This window comes from Acinetobacter sp. ANC 4470 (assembly GCF_002135335.1).
Lineage (GTDB): Bacteria > Pseudomonadota > Gammaproteobacteria > Pseudomonadales > Moraxellaceae > Acinetobacter.
This window is the reverse complement of sequence record NZ_NEGC01000007.1, coordinates 17,824-39,616: the sequence shown is the minus strand read 5'-3', so window position 1 is coordinate 39,616 and position 21,793 is coordinate 17,824. Positions and strand designations below refer to the sequence as shown.

The 21,793-nt window shown below is 41.7% G+C and carries 22 protein-coding genes; 20 read left to right on the top strand and 2 right to left on the bottom strand.

Going from position 1 to position 21,793, the window contains the following annotated elements; all coding sequences use genetic code 11:
* Positions 1 to 5: 5 nt before the first annotated feature.
* The 15 genes from B9T25_RS11170 (at position 6) to B9T25_RS11100 (ending at position 16,492) form a co-directional block, all read left to right on the top strand.
* On the top strand, positions 6 to 683 hold the full coding sequence (locus B9T25_RS11170; RefSeq protein ID WP_086188500.1) for a NuoB/complex I 20 kDa subunit family protein: 678 nt from the start codon (positions 6 to 8) through the stop codon (positions 681 to 683).
* Positions 684 to 770: 87 nt separating this feature from the next.
* A complete protein-coding gene (gene nuoC / locus B9T25_RS11165; protein WP_086188499.1) occupies positions 771 to 2,558 on the top strand; it encodes an NADH-quinone oxidoreductase subunit C/D in 1,788 nt (595 codons plus the stop codon).
* 12 nt (positions 2,559 to 2,570) lie between these two features.
* Positions 2,571 to 3,080: an NADH-quinone oxidoreductase subunit NuoE gene (nuoE, locus tag B9T25_RS11160; protein WP_086188498.1), complete on the top strand. Its 510-nt coding sequence runs from the start codon at positions 2,571 to 2,573 to the stop codon at positions 3,078 to 3,080.
* Positions 3,077 to 4,405 (top strand): NADH-quinone oxidoreductase subunit NuoF, encoded by a 1,329-nt coding sequence (gene nuoF / locus B9T25_RS11155; protein WP_086188497.1) that lies wholly within the window; start codon positions 3,077 to 3,079, stop codon positions 4,403 to 4,405. Before nuoE ends, nuoF begins: the two co-directional genes overlap by 4 nt.
* 11 nt (positions 4,406 to 4,416) lie before the next feature.
* Positions 4,417 to 7,098 carry an NADH-quinone oxidoreductase subunit NuoG gene (gene nuoG, locus B9T25_RS11150; protein WP_086188496.1) on the top strand — a complete coding sequence of 894 codons (2,682 nt, stop codon included), beginning with the start codon at positions 4,417 to 4,419 and terminating at the stop codon, positions 7,096 to 7,098.
* A 3-nt stretch (positions 7,099 to 7,101) separates the two neighbouring features.
* On the top strand, positions 7,102 to 8,118 hold the full coding sequence (gene nuoH, locus B9T25_RS11145; RefSeq protein ID WP_004651037.1) for an NADH-quinone oxidoreductase subunit NuoH: 1,017 nt from the start codon (positions 7,102 to 7,104) through the stop codon (positions 8,116 to 8,118).
* Positions 8,119 to 8,136: 18 nt separating this feature from the next.
* Entirely contained in the window at positions 8,137 to 8,679 is a 543-nt protein-coding gene (nuoI, locus tag B9T25_RS11140; protein ID WP_086188495.1) for an NADH-quinone oxidoreductase subunit NuoI, read from the top strand.
* The gene (gene nuoJ, locus B9T25_RS11135; protein ID WP_171262772.1) at positions 8,679 to 9,197 is read left to right on the top strand and encodes an NADH-quinone oxidoreductase subunit J; all 519 of its coding nucleotides are present in this window, start codon (positions 8,679 to 8,681) and stop codon (positions 9,195 to 9,197) included. Before nuoI ends, nuoJ begins: the two co-directional genes overlap by 1 nt.
* Positions 9,197 to 9,505 (top strand): NADH-quinone oxidoreductase subunit NuoK, encoded by a 309-nt coding sequence (gene nuoK / locus B9T25_RS11130; RefSeq protein WP_067726428.1) that lies wholly within the window; start codon positions 9,197 to 9,199, stop codon positions 9,503 to 9,505. The genes nuoJ and nuoK overlap by 1 nt, the downstream gene beginning before the upstream one ends.
* A complete protein-coding gene (gene nuoL / locus B9T25_RS11125; protein ID WP_086188493.1) occupies positions 9,502 to 11,391 on the top strand; it encodes an NADH-quinone oxidoreductase subunit L in 1,890 nt (629 codons plus the stop codon). The genes nuoK and nuoL overlap by 4 nt, the downstream gene beginning before the upstream one ends.
* 7 nt (positions 11,392 to 11,398) lie before the next feature.
* Positions 11,399 to 13,006 (top strand): NADH-quinone oxidoreductase subunit M, encoded by a 1,608-nt coding sequence (gene nuoM / locus B9T25_RS11120; RefSeq protein WP_171262771.1) that lies wholly within the window; start codon positions 11,399 to 11,401, stop codon positions 13,004 to 13,006.
* Between the two features lie 3 nt (positions 13,007 to 13,009).
* Positions 13,010 to 14,506, top strand: coding sequence for an NADH-quinone oxidoreductase subunit NuoN (gene nuoN, locus B9T25_RS11115; RefSeq protein ID WP_086188491.1), 1,497 nt, complete (start codon positions 13,010 to 13,012; stop codon positions 14,504 to 14,506).
* Between the two features lie 119 nt (positions 14,507 to 14,625).
* Positions 14,626 to 15,261 (top strand): uracil phosphoribosyltransferase, encoded by a 636-nt coding sequence (gene upp, locus B9T25_RS11110; RefSeq protein WP_086188490.1) that lies wholly within the window; start codon positions 14,626 to 14,628, stop codon positions 15,259 to 15,261.
* Positions 15,262 to 15,344: 83 nt separating this feature from the next.
* A complete protein-coding gene (locus tag B9T25_RS11105; protein ID WP_086188489.1) occupies positions 15,345 to 15,641 on the top strand; it encodes a cold shock domain-containing protein in 297 nt (98 codons plus the stop codon).
* Between the two features lie 128 nt (positions 15,642 to 15,769).
* Entirely contained in the window at positions 15,770 to 16,492 is a 723-nt protein-coding gene (locus tag B9T25_RS11100) for a cold shock domain-containing protein (protein ID WP_086188488.1), read from the top strand.
* 39 nt (positions 16,493 to 16,531) lie between these two features.
* On the opposite strand, the gene gigC is transcribed toward B9T25_RS11100, so the two are convergent.
* On the bottom strand, positions 16,532 to 17,416 hold the full coding sequence (gene gigC, locus B9T25_RS11095; RefSeq protein WP_086188487.1) for a LysR family transcriptional regulator GigC: 885 nt from the start codon (positions 17,414 to 17,416) through the stop codon (positions 16,532 to 16,534).
* Between the two features lie 85 nt (positions 17,417 to 17,501).
* Here gigC and B9T25_RS11090 point away from each other — a divergent pair, with 85 nt between their 5' ends.
* Positions 17,502 to 18,263 (top strand): ferredoxin--NADP reductase, encoded by a 762-nt coding sequence (locus B9T25_RS11090; RefSeq protein WP_086188486.1) that lies wholly within the window; start codon positions 17,502 to 17,504, stop codon positions 18,261 to 18,263.
* Between the two features lie 50 nt (positions 18,264 to 18,313).
* On the opposite strand, the gene B9T25_RS11085 is transcribed toward B9T25_RS11090, so the two are convergent.
* On the bottom strand, positions 18,314 to 18,736 hold the full coding sequence (locus B9T25_RS11085) for a hypothetical protein (RefSeq protein ID WP_086188584.1): 423 nt from the start codon (positions 18,734 to 18,736) through the stop codon (positions 18,314 to 18,316).
* A gap of 306 nt (positions 18,737 to 19,042) precedes the next feature.
* Here B9T25_RS11085 and B9T25_RS11080 point away from each other — a divergent pair, with 306 nt between their 5' ends.
* From B9T25_RS11080 to B9T25_RS14565, 4 genes are all read left to right on the top strand, one after another.
* On the top strand, positions 19,043 to 19,315 hold the full coding sequence (locus B9T25_RS11080; RefSeq protein ID WP_086188485.1) for a hypothetical protein: 273 nt from the start codon (positions 19,043 to 19,045) through the stop codon (positions 19,313 to 19,315).
* Between the two features lie 231 nt (positions 19,316 to 19,546).
* The gene (locus B9T25_RS11075) at positions 19,547 to 21,244 is read left to right on the top strand and encodes a mechanosensitive ion channel (RefSeq protein WP_086188484.1); all 1,698 of its coding nucleotides are present in this window, start codon (positions 19,547 to 19,549) and stop codon (positions 21,242 to 21,244) included.
* Between the two features lie 74 nt (positions 21,245 to 21,318).
* Complete coding sequence (locus B9T25_RS11070; RefSeq protein WP_086188583.1) at positions 21,319 to 21,504, top strand: hypothetical protein; 186 nt, start codon at positions 21,319 to 21,321, stop codon at positions 21,502 to 21,504.
* A gap of 131 nt (positions 21,505 to 21,635) precedes the next feature.
* Complete coding sequence (locus tag B9T25_RS14565; protein WP_171262767.1) at positions 21,636 to 21,791, top strand: hypothetical protein; 156 nt, start codon at positions 21,636 to 21,638, stop codon at positions 21,789 to 21,791.
* Positions 21,792 to 21,793: the final 2 nt, after the last annotated feature.

Genomic DNA, 21,793 nt, shown 5'->3' with positions numbered 1-21,793 from the left:
TCGGGATGAAATACACATTAACCCGTGCGAATCCGGATGCTGATCAATATCCACTTCAAGAGCGTCAGGTCGTTGCCGATCCGCTTGAAGATGAAGTGAATAAAAATGTATTCATGACTCGTTTAGAGGACGTGGTACATACAGCTGTGAACTGGGGCCGTAAAAATTCGGTATGGCCTTTTAACTTTGGTACATCGTGCTGTTACGTAGAATATGCAACAACCTTAACGGGTGTGCATGATATGTCACGTTTCGGTGCCGAAGTAATTCGTGCTTCGCCGCGTCAGGCAGATTTAATGATTGTTGCAGGGACTTGCTTTGTAAAAATGGCACCTGTAATTCAGCGTTTATATGAGCAAATGTTAGAGCCTAAATGGGTGATTTCAATGGGTGCTTGTGCAAACTCTGGTGGTATGTATGACATTTATTCAGTAGTACAAGGTGTGGATAAAATCATTCCTGTCGATGTGTACATCCCAGGTTGCCCGCCGCGTCCTGAAGCATTATTGCAAGCATTAATGTTGTTGCAAGACCAAATTCAACTTGAGCGCCGTCCACTTTCAGCGGTGATTGGTGATGATCTTCAGCCAGTATACAAGCCAAAGATGCAGCCAGAACGTGACCGTAAGAATGCTGAACGTATTGCAGTGAAAAACTTACGCTCTATGGATGAAATTAAATAATTTTAACGATGAAATATTGATGCACCCGATCTGGGTGTAATTGTCGTTAAAGTTGACTGAATTTGTATTAAATAGGAAGCCAAGCCAATGGCTGAAACTGACATTGCTATGCCAGAGTCAACTCCAGTTGATTCACGCCCAGCATTTGCAATTGTAGAAGAGCTCAAAGCCAAATTTGGTGAGAACTTCTATGTGCAAGCGACTTTTGAAGATTTTCCAACGGTCTGGGTTGAGCGCGCGCGTGTACAAGATGTTTTAATGTTCTTGCGTACGGTATCACGTCCATACGTGATGTTATTCGACTTGTCTGCGGTAGATGAACGTTTACGTACCTATCGTGACGGTTTGCCTGCGTCAGACTTCACCGTGTTTTATCATTTGTTGTCGCTAGAGCGTAACAGTGATATTCGTATTAAAGTTGCATTGAGTGAGAGTGATCTCAATATTCAAACAGCAACCAACATTTGGCCAAATGCCAACTGGTACGAACGTGAAGCTTACGATATGTTCGGGATCAATTTCGAAGGGCATCCAATGCTCCGTCGTATTTTGTTGCCAACCTATTGGGAAGGTCATCCACTGCGTAAAGAATACTCTGCACGTGCCACTGAATATACGCCGTATATGCAGAACCAAGCGAAGCAAGATTTCGAACAAGAACACTTACGTTTTGTTCCAGAAGACTGGGGTCTATCACGCGGTAATGCCGATGAAGATTTCATGTTCTTGAACTTAGGTCCGAACCATCCATCTGCGCATGGTGCATTCCGTATCATTCTTCAGCTTGATGGTGAAGAAGTAAAAGATTGTGTGCCTGATATCGGTTATCACCATCGTGGTGTGGAAAAGATGGCTGAACGTCAAACTTGGCATTCATTCATTCCTTATACCGACCGTGTCGACTACTTGGGTGGTTGTGCGCAAAACATGCCTTATGTGATGGGTGTGGAGCAAATGGCGGGAATTACTGTTCCTGACCGTGCACAATGTATCCGTGTCATGATGTCTGAATTGTTCCGTATCAATAACCACTTGTTGTTCATTGGTACTGCGATTCAAGATGCCGGCGGTATGACACCAGTCTTCTATATGTTTGCCGATCGTCAAAAGATCTATGATGCGATTGAAGCCATTACAGGCTACCGTATGCATCCAGCATGGTTCCGTATTGGCGGTACTGCACACGACCTTCCAAACAACTGGCAACATCTCATTCGTGAAATTCTCGAATGGATGCCTAGGCGTATGAATGAATACTACACAGCTGCGCTACGCAACTCAGTATTTATTGGTCGTACCCGTAATGTTGCGCAATACGATGCAAAATCTGCATTGGCTTGGGGTGTAACAGGTACAGGTCTACGCGCGACAGGTATTGACTTCGATGTACGTAAATACCGTCCTTATAGTGGTTATGAAAATTACGACTTTGAAGTGCCTTTAGAGTACGAAGGTGATGCTTACGCTCGTGTGATGGTGCATTTCCATGAAATTAATGAATCATTAAAGATTGTTAAACAGTGCTTGGATAACATGCCTTCTGGTCCATATAAAGCAGATCATCCATTGGCTGTTCCACCGCCAAAAGATAAGACATTACAAGATATTGAAACTTTGATTACGCACTTTTTGAGCGTGTCATGGGGTCCTGTGATGCCTGCAGGTGAGGCTTCTGTTATGGCAGAAGTGGTGAAAGGTGCATCGAACTACTACTTGACTTCAGATAAGTCAACCATGAGTTACCGTACTCGTATTCGTACACCAACTTTCACGCACTTACAGCAAATGCCTTCTGTGATTAATGGCAGCTTAATGTCTGACTTAATCATTTATTTAGCGACAATTGACGTCGTAATGGCTGACGTGGATCGCTAGGGGAAACGCATTATGATGATTTTGACTGATAAAAAGCCACGTGTGAATGTTGAAGGGATTTTGACTGCGGATGAAATCCACGAAATTGAACATCACATTGGTCACTATCCATACCCACGTGCAGCATCACTGGATGCTTTAAAGTGCGTACAACGCCGTAATGGCTGGGTAGATGACGCACAGATGAATGCAGTTGCGCAGCTTTTGACAATCAGTGTTGCTGATTTAGAAGGTGTTGCAACTTTCTATAACCGTATTTACCGCCAACCTGTTGGTCGTCACGTGATTTTACTCTGTGACTCAATTGCTTGCTTCTTGATGGGTGCGGAAACTTTGGCAGAAGCATTCCAGCGCGAACTTGGAGTCCAGTTTGGTCAAACGACTGCGGATGGTCGTTTTACTTTACTGCCAATTTGCTGCTTAGGGAACTGTGACAAAGGTCCAACCTTAATGATTGATGAAGACACTCATGGATTGGTTGAAGTGACTTCAGTTAAACAGTTATTGGAGAAGTATGTATGAATACTGAACCAAAACCAATTTATGGTGACGGTAACCCAGAAACTCATCCATTGACTTGGCGTTTGAGTCAGCGTGACGAAGTTCGTAATGCTGATGATTACGAAGTACTTGAAGGTTATGCAGGTTTTAAAAAGGCGATTGAACTGAAACCTGCTGAAGTGCTTGATGTCATTAAAGCTGCGACGGTAAAAGGTCGTGGTGGTGCAGGTTTCCCAGCAGGGATTAAATGGTCATTGATGGCACCGAATGACGGTGGCCCTCGCTACCTAATTTGTAATGCTGATGAAATGGAACCAGGTACTTTCAAAGATCGTTTGTTGATGGAAAAGCTTCCACATCAATTGATCGAAGGTATGTTGATTGCTGCTTATACCTTAGAAGCAACGCAAGGTTATATCTTCATCCGTGGTGAGTACATCGAAGCTGCTGGTTTCTTGAATGAAGCTTTAGAGCAAATTCGTGCCAAAGGTTACTTGGGTGAAAACATCTTAGGTACAGGTTGGAACTTTGATTTACACGTACATACTGGTGCGGGTCGTTATATTTGTGGTGAAGAAACCGCATTGATTAACTCGCTTGAAGGTCGCCGTGCAAATCCACGGACTAAACCACCGTTTCCACAAGTTGCAGGTGCTTGGGGACGTCCTACGATTGTCAATAACGTAGAGACTTTCAATAACTTACCAGCCATTATTTTACGTGGTCCTGAATGGTATGTCGGTTTATCTGCGGGTAAATCGAAAGATCCAGGTACTAAAATTTACGGTGCATCAGGTAAAGTGAAGTTCCCCGGTTTATGGGAGCTTCCATTTGGTACCACTGCGCGTGAAGTGATTGAAGACCATGCAGGCGGTATGCGCGATGGTTTAACCCTTAAAGCTTGGTTACCAGGCGGTGCATCGACTGACTTCTTGGCTGCTGAACACATTGATTTGCCTATGGATGCAGAAAGCATCATGAAGGCGGGTTCACGTTTAGGCACCTGTTTGTTGATGGTTGTGGATGAAACTCAATGTATGGTTTCAGCAACCCGTAACTTAGAAGAATTCTTTGCACGTGAGTCATGCGGTTTCTGTACCCCATGTCGTGATGGTTTACCTTGGGCGGTTAAAGCACTGAAAGCATTGGAAGATGGTACAGGTAAGAAAGAAGATATCGATCACTTACAAGAGCTTACTCGTAAGCTTTGGATTGGTAAAACTTTCTGTGCCCACGCACCAGGTGCAATGGAACCACTCATGGGTGCACTCAAATATTTCCGCGGCGAATTTGAAGCAAAAGTAGTGAATGCTGCTGCTCAAGTTAGTCACGTAGAACCAGCTTAAGGAATTCGACTATGGCTACAATTCATGTCGATGGAAAATCGTATGAAGTCAACGGCTCGGAAAACTTGCTGCAAGCATGTTTGAGTCTGGGCATCGACATCCCATATTTTTGTTGGCATCCATCCTTAGGTTCTGTCGGTTCTTGCCGTCAATGTGCTGTCACACAATATGCAAACGCTGATGATACGCGTGGACGTTTGGTGATGTCATGTATGACTCCTGCATCTGACAATACCTATATCTCGATTGAAGACAAAGAAGCGAAAGATTTTCGTGCCTCTATTGTTGAATTCTTGATGACCAATCACCCACACGACTGTCCAGTATGTGAAGAGGGTGGTCACTGTCATTTACAAGATATGACCGTGATGACACAGCATGACCGTCGTCGTTATCGTTTTACCAAACGTACGCATTACAACCAAGAGCTAGGCTCATTCATTTCACATGAAATGAACCGTTGTATCGCATGTTACCGTTGTGTTCGTTATTACAATGACTATGCGGGTGGAACGGACTTTGGCGTATATGCGAGTGCATCCCGTGTTTACTTCGGTCGTCCAGAATCAGGCACTTTAGAATCTGAATTCTCGGGTAACTTGACTGAAGTCTGTCCAACAGGTGTATTCACCGACAAAACTCACTCTGAACGTTATAACCGTAAGTGGGACATGCAGTATGCGCCAAGCGTATGCCAAGGCTGTTCTTCAGGTTGTAATATTTCTCCGGGTGAACGTTATGGTGAACTGCGCCGTGTCGAAAACCGTTTCAATGGTGACGTGAACCAATACTTCCTTTGTGATAAAGGTCGCTTTGGCACAGGTTATGTGAACCGTGCAGATCGTCCGCGTCAACCACAATTCCGTGATGGTGCAAACGTGGCAACTGTTTCAGTTGATCAAGCACTGGATAGCGTGATTGCAAATATCCAAGACAAAAAAGTATTGGGTATTGGCTCGCCACGTGCAAGTTTAGAATCAAACTTTGCGCTGCGTGAGTTGGTGGGACACGAGAACTTCTCTACAGGTCTTTCTCAGAAAGAGCAAAACTTGGTTGAGTTGGCTGCATCTATCATGCAAACCGAGGGTGTTTATAACCCAAGTATGCGTGAAATTGAAAGTTATGATGCGGTACTTATCTTAGGTGAAGACTTAACTCAAACTGCACCACGTATGGCATTGTCTGTTCGCCAAGCTGCGAAAAACAAAGCCAAAGAAATGGCAGCAGAGCGTCGTACGCAAGAGTGGTTGGCTGAACCAGTACAACGTATTGCTCAAGATGAAAAATCTCCGATTTACATTTTGGCTGCAACACAAACGCGTCTTGCTGATGTTGCAACGGGTGAAGTGGTTGCTTCTCCAAACGACATTGCACGTTTAGGTTTTGCAATTGCTGCTGGTGTAAATGGTGAAGCAATTACTGGTTTAGATGAAGATGCCAAAGCATTTGCGCAAACCATTGCGGATACATTAAAAGCTGCGAAAAAACCGCTGATCATTTCGGGTACAAGCTTACAAGATCCTGCGATCATGGAAGCGGCAGCGCAAGTTGCGCAAAACTTGGGTGCAAATGCAGGTTTGACATTGACTGTTCCTGAAGTGAACTCAATGGGCTTAGCGATTTTCGGTGGTCAAAGTTTAGAGCAAGCATTTGCGCAAGATTATGATGCCATCATCGTGGTTGAAAATGACTTATACCGTCGTCTGCCGTCTGCTCAAATTGACGCTGCGCTTTCAGGCAAAGATGTGATCGTGCTTGATCATGCTGAAACTGAAACGGTGAAGAAGGCCTCTGTGGTACTTTCTGCGGCAAGTTTTGCCGAAGGTGATGGTACTGTAGTCAGCCAAGAAGGCCGTGCACAACGGTTCTATCAAGTCTATGATCCGAGCTACCACAAACCAGAATATGCGATTAAAGAATCATGGCGTTGGTTGCATGCCCTTGAAACAGGTCTTAAAGGTAAGGCCATTTCTTGGACATTGTTAGATGACGTGATTGAATCTATTGCCAAGAATGTTCCAGCATTGGAAGGCATTCAAGATGTCGCACCAGATGCCGGCTACCGTATTCATGGTCTGAAAATCGCGCGTGAACCACGTCGTTATTCAGGTCGTACTGCAATGCGTGCGCCGTTATCTGTGCATGAGCCAAAACAACCAATCGATATCGATTCTGCATTAACATTCTCTATGGAAGGTTATGTGGGCGATAAAACACCAGCAGCGTTAGTACCATTTGCATGGTCTGCGGGTTGGAACTCTCCACAAGCTTGGAATAAATTCCAAGACAACGTGGGTGGTCACTTAAAAGGTGGTGATTCGGGCATTCGTTTATTCGACCGTCTGAAAAAGCGTCCTGCACGTACTTTCGTTGCCCCAATCCCTGTTGTTGCAAATGCAGACAGCTTCCGTTTAGTACCGATGCATCACATCTTTGCTTCTGGTGAATTCACCATTAAAACACCCGCGATGGAATCTCGTATTCCAAATGCGATGTTTGCAGTGGGTGAACAAGATGCTGCACGTTTAAATGTACAAAATGGTCAAAAAATTACTGTGAAAGCAGGTGAGGCAACCATTAGCCTTCCAGTTCAAGTGATTGAATATTTACCGACAGGTTATATTGGTTATCCAATTGGTCTTGCACCAACGGTTTCACTTGCAGAGCCTGTATCAGTCGCGGTAGGAGTGTAATTCATGAATCAAGAAATTATACGTCAAACACCGCTTTGGGCTGAGAACTGGCCAATCGCTTATTCGGTTATTCAAGCGATTGTGATCTTGCTTGTGGTGGTGCTTGTCGCTGCGTTGATGTCATTCGTCGAACGTCGTTTACTGGCATTATGGCAAGACCGTTACGGTCCAAACCGTGTTGGTCCTGGGGGGATGTTCCAAATCGTTGCTGACATGCTAAAAATCATGTTTAAAGAAGATTGGACACCGAAGTTTGCGGACAAACTCACTTTCCGTTTAGCACCAGCAGTTGCCATGGCAACTGCGGTACTGTCATTCATGGTGATTCCTGTAAGCCCAACGCTTGGCGTTGCGGACATGAGCATTGGCTTATTGTTCTTTATGGCAATGGCAGGGATTGCAGTGTATGCGGTACTGTTTGGTGGTTGGGCGTCTAATAACAAATATGCGTTATTGGGTGGTCTACGTTCTGCAGCGCAAACCATTTCTTATGAAGTGTTCTTGGGTATTTCACTAATGGGTGTGGTTGCAATTGCGGGTTCATTCAACATGCGTGAAATTGTAGAAGCACAACGTGATGTGTGGTTCGTGATTCCTCAATTTTTAGGTTTCCTCATCTTTGTGGTAGCAGGTGTTGCGGTAACGCATCGTCACCCATTTGACCAACCCGAAGCTGAACAAGAATTGGCAGAAGGGTATCATGTTGAATACGGTGGTATGAAATGGGGAATGTTCTTCGTTGCAGAATATGTCAACGTGGTTCTTATTTCGGCACTGATCGTTACTTTATTCTTCGGTGGATGGCTCGCACCATTCAACTTAGAAATTCCATTTATTCCACCCGTATTCTGGTTCATTATTAAAACAGCATTCTTTGTAATGATGTTTGTCTTGGCTCGTGGTTCGTTAATGCGTCCACGTTATGACCAAGTGATGAACTTTGGTTGGAAGATTTGTTTGCCATTGGCGTTGGTCAACTTGTTGGTGACTGGTGCTGTGATTCTGATGAATCAGGCCTAGGACAGCAAGGAGTACAAAATGTATAAAATTCTAGCTGGATTCGGGTCAATTGTACGTTCATTGTGGATGGTTTTTAGCCACGTGACACGTAAACGTGACACCATTTTATATCCAGAAGTGCCAGCTGAACAAATTGTTCCGCCGCGTTTCCGTGGTCGTATTGTATTGACTCGTGATCCAGATGGTGAAGAGCGCTGCGTTGCATGTAACCTATGTGCGGTTGCATGTCCTGTCGGTTGTATCTCTTTACAAAAAGCTGAAAAAGAAGATGGTCGTTGGTATCCGGAGTTTTTCCGTATCAACTTCTCGCGTTGTATTTTCTGCGGTATGTGCGAAGAAGCATGTCCAACGACTGCAATTCAGATGACACCTGATTTCGAGTTAGGTGAATACGTTCGTCAAGATTTAGTTTATGAGAAAGAACACTTACTCATTTCAGGTCCTGGTAAATATCCTGACTATAACTTTTACCGTGTAGCGGGTATGGCTGTTACAGGTAAAGAGAAAGGTCAAGCACAACGTGAAAGTGCGCCTGTTGACGTACGGAGTTTATTACCATGATGTGGCCATTTTATTTGATGGCACTTGTGGCCATTATCTCTACGGTTCGTGTTGTCACCAATGCGAATCCTGTACATGCATTGCTGAGCTTGATCGTGTCACTGCTTGCAGTCGCGGGAATGTTTATGATCGTGGGTGCACCATTCGCTGCTGCGCTTGAAATTATTGTTTATGCAGGCGCGATCATGGTGTTGTTCGTGTTTGTGGTGATGATGCTGAATCTGGGTCAACATACTGTTGAGCAAGAACGTAAGTGGCTCACTTCATCTGCATGGGCGTATCCAGCGTTAATGAGTTTCCTTATGGGCTTAGTGCTGGTATGGATGCTGGGTTCAGATTACACCACGGCTGGTCCTGTGATGGGCACTGACGTTGTTGGACCTAAAGCAGTTGGTCAAGCGCTCTTTACTCACTATGTACTCTTGGTAGAAGTTGCCGCGATGTTATTGCTTGCAGCCCTTGTTGCAGGCTTCCATTTAGGCAAACGTGAACCAAGTGCAGAAAAGGAAAAAGAATAATGGGCAACATCCCTTTAGAACATGGTTTGATCGTTGCAACCATTCTTTTTGCACTTGGTTTTTACGGTGTAATGGTGCGACGCAACCTATTATTTATGTTAATGAGCCTTGAAGTGATGATGAACGCAGCTGCACTTGCGTTTGTTTTAGCGGGCAGTGCTTGGTTACAACCAGATGGACAAATTATGTTTATCTTGATTTTAACCCTTGCTGCTGCTGAGGCATGTATTGGTCTTGCGATCGTTCTTCAGTTCTACCATCGCTTTCATCATTTGGATGTGGATGCTGCTAGTGAGATGCGCGGATGAGTTATTTATATTTAACAGTATTATTCCCGCTCATTGGTTTTATCCTTTTAGCGGCAGGGCGTAATAAACTTCCTGAAAATATTGCAGCCATTATTGGGGTAGGGTCAGTCGGTTTATCTGCGCTATTTGCACTGATTGCTGGCATAAGCTTTGTAAATAATGGTTCGGTTGCACAAGTTCAATATCTTTGGACTTGGTTCAGTGTTGGTGGTTTTGCACCAGGCATGAGCTTACATTTAGATGGTTTATCATTACTCATGATGGGTATGGTGACGGGGGTTGGTTTCCTCATCCACATCTTTGCATCATGGTATATGCACGCTGATGAAGACTTTGCGCGTTTCTTCTCTTATTTCAACCTATTCGTAGCAAGCATGTTGCTATTGGTATTGGGCGATAACTTAGCGTTATTGTTCTTGGGTTGGGAAGGCGTAGGTCTGTGTTCATATTTGTTGATTGGTTACTACTACCAAAAACCTGAAAATGGTTTTGCAGCAATCAAAGCCTTTACCGTAACGCGTATCGGTGACGTATTCTTGCTGATTGCATTGTTCTTGCTTTACCAACAATTTGGTACTTTGCATATTGGGACAATCGTTGCCAATGCATCTCAAGTATTAGCGGGTGATCATTCACTGGCAATCTGGACATCTTTAATGTTGTTCTTGGGTGCTGCGGGTAAATCTGCTCAAATCCCATTACAAACATGGCTTGCCGATGCAATGGCAGGTCCTACACCTGTTTCTGCATTGATCCATGCTGCAACAATGGTAACTGCGGGTATTTACCTGTGCTGCCGTATGTTCGCTGTGTTGGAAATGACCCCTGAAGTGATGATGTTTATCTCGATCACGGGTGCGGTAACGTTAATTGTGGCTGGTTTTGCTGCATTGGTTCAAACAGATATTAAACGTATTTTGGCTTACTCAACCATGAGTCAGCTCGGTTATATGTTTATGGCTGTGGGCGCGGAAGCATACCAAGCAGGTTTGTTCCACATGCTTTCACATGCATTCTTCAAGGCATTATTATTCTTGTCTTCTGGTGCGGTGATCATGGCTTACCACCATGAACAAAACATCTTCAAAATGGGTGGCTTGTTCAAACATAATAAATTCTTGTTTGCCTGCTTTGCCATTGGTGGCGGTGCATTGGCTGCGATTCCATTCTTAACCATCGGCTTCTTCTCAAAAGATGCGATTTTGGGTGCAGTATGGGTTCAAGGTCAGTCAATCGCTGTTTATGATTGCTTGTACTGGACAGGTGTTGCTGGTGCATTCTTAACCTCAATTTATACATTCCGTTTAATTTGGGTTGTATTCTTTGGTCAAGAAAAGACGCCATATCATGAAATTAAAGGCGCAACCTATTGGGCTCCTTTGGCTGTTTTAGCAGTGCTTTCAACTGGTTTAGCTTACTTCTTAAAAGCACCAGTAGAATCAATTTTAAATGCTGCAAAAATTCCAGCATTTGCGGTTGAAGAACATCTAGTTCATGGTATGCACAGCGCTGAATACACAGCAGTCGGTATTGCACTAGTTGGTCTTGTGGTTGGCGTGATCTTATTTGTATTTGCTTATAATGCAGTGAAAGGTTTTGCTCAAACTTCATTTGGCGCTGGTCTGGTCAATATCTGCCGTAATGCACTTGGTTTCGATGCTTTGTATAACATCGTATTTGTGAAACCATATTTGCTGATTGCAAAAATTCTAGGTCGTGACCCGATTGATAGTTTGTGGTTAGTGCTTCCTGCCATTGTTAAAAGTGGTCATAGCTTCACAAGTTCGCGTCAAACAGGTTCATTACGTGAATACGCATCAAGTATGTCACTTGGTGTCGTAGTATTACTGATGATCTTGATCGTGATTCAGGTCGTGGGGAAATAAGATGGAAATCACAAACAATTGGATTTTACCCGCGCTGATCCTTGTACCGTTCATTGCAGGTTTTATTTGCTGGCTGGTTGATAAATTTGACCAGTCTTTGCCACGCTATATTGCATTATTCGGTATGCTCATTACTTTGGGCTTAACCGTTGTACTTTGGCAAACAGGTACATTTACGTATGAATTAGGCGCTAAAGTTCCGACTTGGTCTGCCGAATTCATGTTGCCTTGGATTCAAACCCTCGGCATTAATATTCACTTAGCGGTGGATGGTCTTTCATTACTTATGGTTGGTTTAACTGCATTACTGGGTGTACTTGCAGTTGGCTGTTCATGGGGTGAAATTCAAAAGAATGTTGGCTTCTTCCACCTGAACCTTTTATGGTCGTTAGGTGGTGTGATCGGTGTATTCTTAGCGATTGATTTGTTCTTGTTCTTCTTCTTCTGGGAGATGATGCTGGTTCCAATCTATTTCTTGATTGCACTTTGGGGTCATAAAGGTGCAGATGGTAAATCTCGTGTTTATGCTGCAACCAAATTCTTCATCTATACCCAAGTCGCTGGTTTAATCATGCTGATCGGTATCCTAGGCCTTGTGGTTTACGGTTACATGATGACAGGCATGATTGGATTCGATTACAACCACTTGTTAGGTGTAGCGAATACGCTTGATGCACAATTACCATCAGTGGCGTATGCCTTGATGCTGTGTATGTTCATTGGTTTCGCTGTGAAACTTCCAGTGTTCCCATTGCATGGCTGGTTACCAGATGCGCACGCTCAAGCACCAACAGCAGGTTCTGTTGACTTGGCGGGTATTTTGATTAAGACCGCTGCATACGGTTTACTACGTTTTGTTATCCCGTTCTTCCCAGCGGCTTCTGCACAATTTGCAGACATCGCGGTTATTTTGGGTTTAATTGGTGTTTTCTACGGTGCTTGGTGTGCTTTCCAGCAAACCGATATGAAACGCTTACTTGCTTACACTTCTATTTCGCACATGGGCTTTGTTTTACTTGCGCTTTACGCAGGTAATATTCTGACGTTCCAAGGCTTAATGATTATGATGTTGGCACATGGTTTATCCTCTGCTGCATTGTTCATTATGTGTGGTCAAGTGTATGAACGTTTACATACACGTGACTTACGTCAAATGGGCGGTATTCGTGGTCAATTCCAATACCTTTCATTCTTCCTCATGTTCTTTGTCGCTGCGCTTGTTGGTATTCCAGGCTTAGGTAACTTTATTGGTGAATTCCTTATTTTGATGGGTTCATTCGGTAAATTCCCAATCTTTACAATTTTGGCTGCAATCAGCTTAGTATTAGCAGGTCTTTATGGCTTAATCCTAATTCACAAAGCATTGTTTGGTACGCCAAATGAAGAGCAAAAACAGCATTATACAAATCCATTGAAAGACTTAAATGCACGTGAAATTGTTATTTTGCTCATTTGTGCTTTTGGTCTACTCTGGCTTGGTATCTTCCCACAAAGCTTCCTTGATATTTCAAATTCAAGCATGGTGTGGTTGGCAAATAGCTATATTCCAGTTCAAGAGACAGTTGAGGTTGTACAACAAGCAACCACTCAACTCGAAAATGTGGAGATCCAATAAGCCATGAACTTCACAATGTCATTTTCTGAGCTTATGCCATTAGCTCCTGTGATGATCGTGGCTTTAACTGCGATCGTTGTGATGATTCTCACTTCAATTAAACGTAACCACGATTTAATTGCAACAGCATCTGTGGTGGGGTTAAACCTTGCTGCGGCTTATGTCCTTATTGGTATGTTTGGTGGTGCATTTGCACCAGCGCACGTGATGGGCATGTTTATGGTTGATCCATTTAGCATGCTTTATCAATTGGTGATTTTAGTTGCAGCACTTGCTTGCTGTACTTTGTCGCATGCTTATATTGAAAGCTACAAAGATAACCGTGAAGAACTTTACATCTTAATGTTGTGTTCTGTTGCGGGTGCGATGTTAATGGTTTCAAGCTCTCACTATGCATCATTCTTCATTAGCCTTGAGTTAATGTCGATTCCTGTATACGGTTTGTTGGCATATACGCATCAACGTTCACAATCTTTAGAAGCGGGTATTAAATACCTTGTTCTTTCAGCTACTGCTTCAGCGATGTTGTTGATGGGCATGGCATATATCTATGCTTATACGGGTTCTTTGTCTTTCTATGACAATGTTCAAGCGTTAATGCAAGCGATTCAACAACCAATGGTGATTCTAGGTTTAGGCTTAATCATCTGTGCTGTGGCATTTAAATTATCTCTTGCGCCATTCCATAAATGGACACCAGATGTTTATGCTGGTGCACCAGCGCCAATTGCAACATTCCTTGCGACGGTTGCAAAAGTAGCAACCATTGGTTTGTTTGTACGTTATTTATTAACGTCAGGTGCAATCTTGGTCGATTCCATCGTCACTATCATCACGATTCTTGCGGTGCTTTCAATCTTGGTGGGTAACTTCCTTGCAGTACGTCAAGTCAACTTAAAACGTATTTTGGGTTACTCTTCAATTGCACACTTTGGTTATTTGTTGATTGGTTTAATCAGCATGACTTATGCAAGTCTTGGTAATGTAACGGTGTATGTGATTACTTATGTACTTACAACTATCGGTGCTTTCGGTGCTGTAGCCTTAATGTCGAGTCCATATAACAATGTGGATGAGGCACAAAGCTTAGCGGATTACCGTGGTTTGTTCTGGCGTCGTCCAGTACTTACCGCAACGTTGACTGTGATGATGTTGTCTCTTGCAGGTATTCCATTGACTGCGGGCTTCATTGGTAAGTTCTTGGTGGTAATGGCTGCTGTCACAACGCAACATTGGTTCCTTGCTGCAATGATCGTTGTTGGTTCTGGTATCGGTTTGTACTATTACCTTCGTGTAATGGTGGTGATGTACATGACCGCACCAGAAACACCACGTATTGATGCTGATAAACATTGGGGTCAGAAAGTGGGTGGTATTATGGTACTTGCTGCTGCATTGGCTGTATTGGTGATCGGTATTTATCCAGATCCAATCATCAAATTAGCGCTTCAAGCAGAGATTTTATCTCCACTGCATTTCATGCTGTCTCAGCAACAGTAATTCAAAAAAACGATTATTTATTAAAAAGCCTCCTTACTTAGGGGGCTTTTTGGTTTATAAGCACGATAAAAAACATTTATAATAGGATAAATTTTATTTCATCTTCTAGGTGTTCTCCCATGGCTATTCATGAAATCCGACATCCGCTTATTCGACATAAACTTGGTTTACTACGCCGTGCAGAGATTAGTACAAAAAACTTCCGCGAATTAGCTCAAGAAGTCACCATGCTTCTAACGTATGAAGCCACCAAAGATTTACCGGTCTGTGACCATGAAATTGATGGTTGGAATGGTACAGTGACTGTAGACCGTATTGTGGGTAAAAAAATTACTGTTGTGCCAATTCTACGTGCCGGTATTGGGATGTTAGATGGTTTTTTAAACTTGATTCCAAGTGCCAAAGTATCTGTATTGGGGCTAGAGCGTGACGAAAAAACCTTAGAAGCACGTACATACTATAAAAAATTAGTTCCAGATGTGCAAAACCGTCTTGCGATGATTATCGATCCAATGTTAGCCACAGGTTCATCACTGGTTGCCGCGATTGATGTATTAAAAGCAAGTGGCTGTAAAGATATTCGTGTGATGGTATTGGTTGCTGCACCTGAAGGTATTAAACGTGTTGAAACAGCACATCCAGATGTCATCATCTTTACTGCATCCATTGATGAGGGTTTGAATGAACATGGTTATATCGTTCCGGGTCTGGGTGATGCGGGTGATAAAATTTTTGGTTCAGTGCAAAAAGATTAATTTTTGAATTTGATCAGAAAGGAGGCTTTATAGCCTCTTTTTCAATATACTGATGATAGCGTTTACAAAGTAGAGCAAAGCTAATGAAGTTAGAATTTCAATACGGAAAAGTAATGACATACAATCCTGAAAAGGGATTTGGTTTTATTTCAATGGCGGGTGAAGATGTATTTTTTCACGTTTCAGATTTTCCGGCAGCACTTGAAGTTGAGCCAAAAAGAAATGAAAAAGTAAAATTTATCATTGAAGAGAATGGCGATAAACTCAAAGCAACCCGTGTCGAGCGATTAGATCCTAATCCTGCGAAAACCAAGCAAAAAAAGATCCTTGAACACAATGAGTCGATCACAACTGATTTGTTATCCAAATTTTTACGCTGATTGCTTTGATCAGTAGAGTTGCATTTTAATCTAGATTAATTTGGTTCTACACCAAATAAAAAAAAGCGCCGTAAGGTGCTTTTTTTATTATAATTATCGGCATAAGATTTAAAGAATAAGAGATTAATATGTTTACTGAGGGAAAAATTAAAAGCTACATCACAGAGCGTGGCTTTGGATTTATTAGCATTCAAGGGGAGTCGAAAGATTTATTTTTTCATATCAAGGATTTTCCCAATAAAAGTGTCGAACCTAAAATAGGCGAGAACTTAAAGTTTCGTATTGTTGAAGATAATGGCAAATTAAAAGCTGATCAGATTGTTCGTTTAGATTTGAAACAGAACACAGCAGATTTGGAAGCTCATCCACAACAAAGCTCTTATCGTAATAACAGCGCTTCTCCTCGTTTTCATGAACGTAGCCCTAAAGGTCGTATTTTCACGATTGTTGGGTTAATTATTATCGCTGTTCTAGCAATGTTGGTTTATTACAAATATCAAGATTATAGACAGGCCCAGCAATTGAAAGCGCAACAACTCATGCAACAACAGGCGCAGATTGTGGAACAGCAGCGTAAAGCTTTGGGAGATTTACCAGATCGAGTACTTTCAGAACAAGGTCAAAGGCATCTAGACAACACATCTAGTCAATCATTGAGAGCTGAAGTAATAAACGGTGCAGAAAATACTCAAGCTCAAGTAACAACATCACAATTTAAGTGTGATGGACGTATTCATTGTTCACAAATGCGTTCTTATGAAGAAGCTGTATTTTTTTTAAGAAACTGTCCGGGAACTCAAATGGATGGTAATAATGATGGAGAACCTTGCGAGCGCCAATTTAGACGCTAAAAAAGCGCCATCTAGGCGCTTTCTTTAAATCAAAAATTTTTATTTTTCACAGAATTTCATAAAGGCTTTTAAACCCGGGCCTTGGTATTTTTGGCGATGCACTAACATAAATAAAGGACGAGCTAACTGCCAAAAAGGCGTTTCTAAAATAACCAATTGACCTTTTTCAAGTAAAGGTTCAATGGCAAGTTTAGAAATACAGGACATGCCAATGCCACCCGCGACAATTTTTAGAATCGCTTCATTATGACCAAGGGTTAAACGGATATTGGCATCGGGTAAATCTTTCAGAATCGCATTATCAAAAACTTCACGCGTACCTGAACCTTCTTCACGTAAAATCCACTGTATAGCCACAGATTCAAAGTCAGCAGGGGTCAGTGGACGTCCGAGTTGTGCCAGTGGATGATTGGGTGAACAACACACCGCAAGTTCATCATCGCGCCAGTGAATACATTGCAACTGAGGTAAATGGCATGAACCTTCAATCAGTGCTAAATCCAACTGGAATTGATTCACCGCTTCAATCATTTGGCGAGTATTGCCGACTTGAAGTTGTAAATGTGCTTGTGGTTGAACCTGTAAGAAGTCAGCCATCAGATCAGGCATTAGGTAATCACTGATGGTCAGCGTTGCACCCAATCTTAAGTCAATGCTTTGTAACTCGCCTTTAGCTGCTTGTTCAAAAGCATCACAACGGCCTAAAATTTCTAACGCTTGTGGCAGTAGAAAACGTCCTAAGTCATTGAGTTGTAGACGCTTACCCAAACGGTCAAACAGCGGAGCACCTAAACCATCTTCTAAGTCTGCTAAAGCCATACTTGCAGCACTTTGAGTGAGTCTTACGGCATCACTGGCTTTGGTTACTGTGCCTTCTTGGGCGACTGCTACAAAAACAGCCAACTGGCGTAAAGTCATGCGCATGAATAGAGCCTTAACATTTAAAAAATATTAATAAATTATGTTGGCATGCTACCATGAGCGCAGTCTTTCATGCCACGTTGAAATCATGTCAATTGAAAAATTTAGCTTAGAAAAAGTCTTATCTGTACATCGTTGGACCAATACCTTATTCAGTTTTACCATGACACGACCTGCACATTTTAAATTTACCGCAGGGCAGTTTGCGCGTATTGGTTTAAAAGTGGGAGACGAATTGGTGGTTCGTGCTTATTCAGTGGTGTCATCACCTTTCGATGAAACCTTGGAATTCTTTTCAATTGTAGTGCCTGATGGTGCATTCACCTCGAATTTGCAACACTTACAGGTTGGCGATGAACTGTACTTAGAAAAAATTCCATATGGATTTTTAACACTGGCGCGTTATCAATTGCCTTTACCGCATGATTTATGGTTGTTGGCGACAGGTACAGGCTTAGCGCCTTTTATTTCAATGCTGCAAGACTTTGACACGTGGTCAAAATATAAAAAAATCAATTTGGTTTATAGTGTCCGTACTGCATCCGAACTGGCTTATGCAACACGTATTGAGGAAATTGCAGCAACTTTTGGTGAAGGGCATAGCGGCTTTAAATTTGTGCCGATTATCACCCGTGATCCCGATGCACAACTACATGACCGCTTACCTGTGCTGATTGAAAATGGTGAATTAGAAAAAGCAGTCGGATTAGAGTTAAATATAGAAAGCAGTCATGTGATGCTGTGTGGTAATCCGCAAATGGTGGAAGATACCAAAGAAGCCTTGAAAGCTCGCGGTTTAATTATGAACCGACGTGGTGAAGGTAATATTTCTGTTGAAAATTATTGGTAAAATTTTAACCAAAAAAATCCCTCTAATAATGAGGGATTTTTTATTTACTTTTAATGCACGAACATATCGATATATTCACGAATTTCTTGAATTGCCGTTTCGACATCGGCTGTAAGCCATGTTGGTTCAAATAGTCCTGAATAATGTTCAAGACGATCTTGTGGAACCACCAAACGAATTGGACATTCTTCTTCTAATAAGCGCCAAGGAATAATGGGTACCTCATTGTCTAAAAAGGGTGCGATATTACGAATATCAATTACCATTGCATTAATGCATTCGGGAAAAGGCATCACTGAAAATTCTTCAGTACGGCGGCGTAAATATTCTATGTCACCCCATTTAAGTACATAGCTTGGTTTGTTAAATTCAATAATACCAATTAGATGTTCATCACGAGTGTAATGCAAGCAACATTGATGAGTGACATCAGTGTCCAAATCAAGCGTTACAGATTGTTGACGATACGCCATAAAGTTAAGCAGCATGAAAAACAAGGTGCATAATTATAGCTCATTTTAGCTTTTTCAGCAGCAAAAGCATTATTCATCTTTATTCCTTATAAAAAATCAGCCTTTCCTTGATTTATTTTTCTGAGAACAGAGTCTAAAAGTATTTTTTAATATGGTTTTTAAATGCGAGTAGGGTTTATCTTCTCTCCTAAATGCTAAAAAATTACATGTATTCACCATCTCACTATGCTTTTATACAAAACAAAGTAATAATTATTGTTAGCATAAAAATATGGAAGAGAATATTAAAAATAGAGGGGAAAACTGATGACTCATGATTTTAATAAACCGCCCCATATCATTAGTGCAGAAGAAAAAACGCATAAGAAAAGAGTGCCTGTATATATTTTAATTCTTATCGGTATTTTCTTTATTGCATTACTTGCCTATATGTTTGCAGATAGAAAACCCGATGCCAGTGATGCACCTCCGGGACATCCTAATCCTTCTGCTCAACCGGCAACACCGAATAATACGACTACAGGTACGTCCGATGATGAAGCCATTGCTACCGATAAGGGTACAGCAACAGGCTATTAACTTACTGGCAACTTATTTATCTTTTTATTAAAGCCCTAATCTGCAAAGACTAGGGCTTTTTGCAATCTAATGTACCATTTTGTTGTATTTGTGATGGTTAGTGTTGATTAAAAAACATTCAAAACCTAATGTGTTTTGAATTGTATTATTTTAGGTTGAGTTCAATCAAGAGAACTACATGATTGATGCACAGTAAAACTTTAATAAGTAATAATAAGAGGACGTGACAACATGAATGAATATTTTTCTGGAGGCGCTAGAGGTACAGAGTTTGATGCCATGTACTATTGGAATCAATTTCATCCCATTCTAGCAGCTGTTGCTATTTTATTGATTGGTTGGATTATTGCACTTGTTATTACAGCAGGTGTAAAGAAGGTTTTAGAGAAACTGGGAACAAACCAAAAGCTTTCAACGGCCACTGGGCATCGTTCAAATGTAGAAAGTATTGTTTCACGTGTGGTCTTTTGGCTCGTGATGATCATTGCTGTTATTGGTGCATTGAATGTCCTGAATCTCACTGGGGTCAGTGGTCCATTTAGTAATATGCTTCAACAATTTTTGCTCTTTATTCCTCAGCTTTTAGCTGCTTTGGTTGTTGGGTTGATTGGTTGGATTTTGGCGAATTTGGTCAAAGTTGGCTTGCAAAAGTTACTCGATCGAACACAGCTAGATGAAAAACTCAGTGCTGATGCTGGCGTCAGTCCAATTAGCCAAAATATTAGCGATATTGTGTATTGGCTTATTTTGTTGTTGTTCCTACCGATTGTTTTGTCTATTTTGGGCTTAAACGGATTGTTGTTCCCAATCCAAAATATGCTGGGTGAAATGGTTTCATTCTTACCTAATATTTTTATTGCTGCTGTTATTGTTTTTGTGGGTTATATCTTGGCAAAAATTGTACGCGGTATTATTGAAGGCTTAGTGAGTAGTTTAAATTTACAACAACAAGCACAGAAAATTGGTCTATTTAAAAACTCCAATTTGCCGCAAGTGCTCGGTTCATTTGTCTTTGCAATGATCATTATTACCGCGTTGATTATTGCGTTTGAAACCTTAGGCATTGAAGCAATTTCACAACCCGCTACAGCGATGTTGTATGAAATTATGAATGCAATACCGCATATTATTGCGGCAGGACTAATTTTAATTTTGGCTTATGTGGTTTCACGTTTTGTCGCCAATCTGGTGGTCGAAGTGATCTCTGGAACCGGTGTCGATGAAATACCCGCTAAGTTAGATGTACAGCGCTTTTTAGGTACCACTAAAGTGTCTTGCATGGTCGGTTACTTGATTGTCTTCTTTACCATGCTGTTTGCAGTTTCTGAAGCGGCAAACCGACTGGGCTTTGAACAAGTCAGTGGACTGATTTCCATGTTTATCCAATTCGGTGCCAATATTCTATTGGGTGCAGTTATTTTATTGGTCGGTTTTTGGCTTGCCAATATGGTGGCGAAAGTTATTGGGCGCGGTGAATATAATAGTTCACGCTGGTTAGCCAATTTAGTGCGCATACTGATTATGGGCTTAGTGGTGGCTATGGGCTTACGTGCCATGGGTATTGCAGATTCCATTGTTAATTTGGCATTTGGTTTAACGCTAGGTGCAGTTGCAGTCGCATTTGCTTTAGCATTTGGTTTAGGCGGTCGTCAACCTGCGGAGCGTTTACTTTCGGATTTAATGGATAACGCTAAAAAACAAGCCTGCAAACCAAATCCGCTACATGATTCCTCTAAACAAGAAGAACACGTTGCTCCTTTGGCAGAACAGGTCGATTCAAGCGTGGTGGCAGATGAATACCAAAGAGCAGATGTCTCATCTACACAAGCAGATGTAGATCCAGCACATAAACCCTTAAATAAACCTTTTGGCTCTACAGGAGAGGCTGAAGCAGATATTGATCTTCATCCTAAAGATGATCCGAAATAAGATTTAAATTTTACTCGGGATCGATCACATTTATGTGGTTGGTCTTTGATTTTATGCTCAATGAGGAAATGGTGATGTCAAAAAAAGAACCCAATAAATTTATAGCACCGATTGTAATTGCCGGAATTACAGCAGGCTTCTTTATCAGTGCATATAAATTTGTATTTGCTAAACCGAAGCAGCCAACGGATCAGATAGAATATGATTATTCAGTAGATCAATCAGCAGAGACTCAAGATGAAAGAATAGTGAATAAATGATCGTTTTTTAAAGTATTTTATGCTATTTATAAATGACTATTTCATAAAAAATAAACATTTAGATTAATGTTGGTGAAATACGTATAAATCATATTGGGATGAGTGATGGGCAATAATAAAAGGGAAAAACTATGTTATTGAATAAAATTTTAAAGTCGTTTTCGATGATACGAGATGCCAATAAACCTTCTCATATAGCTGAAGCAATGGTTAAAATGGAGATCACCATTGCTCGCTTACAGCAGACTAAACAGGTTGATTTATTGCGTACCGATTATTTGGAATAATT

Excerpts from the sequence above, each read along its gene's own strand:
- B9T25_RS11170 (WP_086188500.1), top strand. The coding sequence starts at position 6 with ATGAAATACACATTAACCCGTGCGAATCCGGATGCTGATCAATATCCA.
- nuoC (WP_086188499.1), top strand. The coding sequence starts at position 771 with ATGGCTGAAACTGACATTGCTATGCCAGAGTCAACTCCAGTTGATTCA.
- nuoE (WP_086188498.1), top strand. The coding sequence starts at position 2,571 with ATGATGATTTTGACTGATAAAAAGCCACGTGTGAATGTTGAAGGGATT.
- nuoF (WP_086188497.1), top strand. The coding sequence starts at position 3,077 with ATGAATACTGAACCAAAACCAATTTATGGTGACGGTAACCCAGAAACT.
- nuoG (WP_086188496.1), top strand. The coding sequence starts at position 4,417 with ATGGCTACAATTCATGTCGATGGAAAATCGTATGAAGTCAACGGCTCG.
- nuoH (WP_004651037.1), top strand. The coding sequence starts at position 7,102 with ATGAATCAAGAAATTATACGTCAAACACCGCTTTGGGCTGAGAACTGG.
- nuoI (WP_086188495.1), top strand. The coding sequence starts at position 8,137 with ATGTATAAAATTCTAGCTGGATTCGGGTCAATTGTACGTTCATTGTGG.
- nuoJ (WP_171262772.1), top strand. The coding sequence starts at position 8,679 with ATGTGGCCATTTTATTTGATGGCACTTGTGGCCATTATCTCTACGGTT.
- nuoK (WP_067726428.1), top strand. The coding sequence starts at position 9,197 with ATGGGCAACATCCCTTTAGAACATGGTTTGATCGTTGCAACCATTCTT.
- nuoL (WP_086188493.1), top strand. The coding sequence starts at position 9,502 with ATGAGTTATTTATATTTAACAGTATTATTCCCGCTCATTGGTTTTATC.
- nuoN (WP_086188491.1), top strand. The coding sequence starts at position 13,010 with ATGAACTTCACAATGTCATTTTCTGAGCTTATGCCATTAGCTCCTGTG.
- upp (WP_086188490.1), top strand. The coding sequence starts at position 14,626 with ATGGCTATTCATGAAATCCGACATCCGCTTATTCGACATAAACTTGGT.
- B9T25_RS11105 (WP_086188489.1), top strand. The coding sequence starts at position 15,345 with ATGAAGTTAGAATTTCAATACGGAAAAGTAATGACATACAATCCTGAA.
- B9T25_RS11100 (WP_086188488.1), top strand. The coding sequence starts at position 15,770 with ATGTTTACTGAGGGAAAAATTAAAAGCTACATCACAGAGCGTGGCTTT.
- gigC (WP_086188487.1), bottom strand. The coding sequence starts at position 17,416 with ATGCGCATGACTTTACGCCAGTTGGCTGTTTTTGTAGCAGTCGCCCAA.
- B9T25_RS11090 (WP_086188486.1), top strand. The coding sequence starts at position 17,502 with ATGTCAATTGAAAAATTTAGCTTAGAAAAAGTCTTATCTGTACATCGT.
- B9T25_RS11085 (WP_086188584.1), bottom strand. The coding sequence starts at position 18,736 with ATGGCGTATCGTCAACAATCTGTAACGCTTGATTTGGACACTGATGTC.
- B9T25_RS11080 (WP_086188485.1), top strand. The coding sequence starts at position 19,043 with ATGACTCATGATTTTAATAAACCGCCCCATATCATTAGTGCAGAAGAA.
- B9T25_RS11075 (WP_086188484.1), top strand. The coding sequence starts at position 19,547 with ATGAATGAATATTTTTCTGGAGGCGCTAGAGGTACAGAGTTTGATGCC.
- B9T25_RS11070 (WP_086188583.1), top strand. The coding sequence starts at position 21,319 with ATGTCAAAAAAAGAACCCAATAAATTTATAGCACCGATTGTAATTGCC.
- B9T25_RS14565 (WP_171262767.1), top strand. The coding sequence starts at position 21,636 with ATGTTATTGAATAAAATTTTAAAGTCGTTTTCGATGATACGAGATGCC.